1 protein-coding gene and 2 pseudogenes are annotated in these 1317 nt (G+C 41.2%); all 3 read right to left on the bottom strand.

What is annotated here, in order from left to right:
* Positions 1-156: pseudogene (locus tag F6K20_RS41085) on the bottom strand (pepsin/retropepsin-like aspartic protease family protein); the annotation flags it as partial.
* The gene (locus F6K20_RS38790) at positions 149-409 is read right to left on the bottom strand and encodes a hypothetical protein (protein ID WP_008184627.1); all 261 of its coding nucleotides are present in this window, start codon (positions 407-409) and stop codon (positions 149-151) included. The pseudogene F6K20_RS41085 and the gene F6K20_RS38790, both read right to left, overlap by 8 nt.
* 503 nt (positions 410-912) lie before the next feature.
* Positions 913-1317: pseudogene (locus F6K20_RS38785) on the bottom strand (thioredoxin family protein); the annotation flags it as partial.

The raw sequence follows: 1317 nt of genomic DNA, 5'->3' as shown, positions 1-1317 counted from the left end.
TGGCAGAACATTGACACTTGCACCGGTATCCAACAATGCCATCACTTCTAGAGAACGGTTCCCCAAACTGAGAATCAAGGGTAAATATGGCATGATGCTCGATCGCCCAAGGCTATCGGTTCGCTCTGTGAATGAAAAACGTTGACCATCAACCATTGGCTGCTTCCTGTGCTGCTACCAGAAGATCTGACAAGGCTTGAACTGCCTCGTGATCTGCCTGAGGAGACCAGAACACAGCTTCAGTTGATGCCAACTGATTCAGAAGCACGTTTTCAGAATCACTATCTTCAACAGATTCTAGGCTACATCCTTCTTCTTTAGCAACTGCAAGGAGAAGAAAGTGGATGAGTCGAAGTTTATCTTGATGAGATAGTTTACTAACCGTGGGTAAAAGTTCGCTGAGGGACATATTGGTTCTCTCAAATGAAAATGCTATAGGTAGAATGTAGAATTTAGAATGTAGAATGTAGAATGTAGAATTTAGAATTTAGAATTTAGAATTTAGAATTTAGAATTTAGAATTTAGAATTTAGAATTTAGAATTTAGAATTTAGAATTTAGAATTTAGAATTTAGAATTTAGAATTCGGCATTCGGCGTTGCTTAATAATGGAATGATTTTAAGAGTAGGTGCGCGCCTCCAAGGCCGCGAGCAATCCCTCGCGGCCTTGGGTCGCACCTGTGGAATGGGCATCAGGCGTGGAACTGGCATCTTGCCAGTTTCAATATATTTTCGGGCGGGCAGGATGCCCACTCTACTTCTATTCATTCCTTGATTCAGCAACACCCTGAATTCTGCATTCTACATTCTACATTCTACATTCTTATAAATTATTAATTCTACATTCTACATTCTACATTCTACATTCTACATTCTTCATTCTTCATTCTTCATTCTCAATTCAGAAACATCTCAAACACCAAAATAAGCCGGTTCATTCCCCGGTTTCCACTTAATATTGCAACCAATACTAGGCTTTTGCTCAGAATTCACTGGTTGCGACCCTAGCACCGCATCAATAGCTGCTCGTAAATCCTTACCGGTAACTGGTATCCCATTACTAGGACGACTATCATCCAATTGACCTCGGTAAACTAGCTCTTGGTTAGCATCGAATACAAAAAAATCTGGGGTACAAGCAGCTGTATAGGTCTGAGCGGTTTCCTGACTTTGATCATGACAGAAGGGAAAAGTGAATCCCAGCTCCTGAGCCATTTCCTTAAGTTTATCGGGAGCATCATCCGGGTAATTATCGGCATCATTAGCGCTAATCGCCACCATACCGATATTAGCATCGGAATAGTCTTTCCATAGCTA

Source organism: Moorena sp. SIO2C4, assembly GCF_010672485.1.
In the GTDB taxonomy this organism is placed as follows: domain Bacteria; phylum Cyanobacteriota; class Cyanobacteriia; order Cyanobacteriales; family Coleofasciculaceae; genus Moorena; species Moorena producens.
This window is presented reverse-complemented; position numbering and strand designations above follow the sequence as displayed.

Bases quoted from the DNA above. Each gene is read 5' to 3' on its own strand.
- F6K20_RS38790 (WP_008184627.1), bottom strand. From the start codon at position 409: ATGTCCCTCAGCGAACTTTTACCCACGGTTAGTAAACTATCTCATCAA.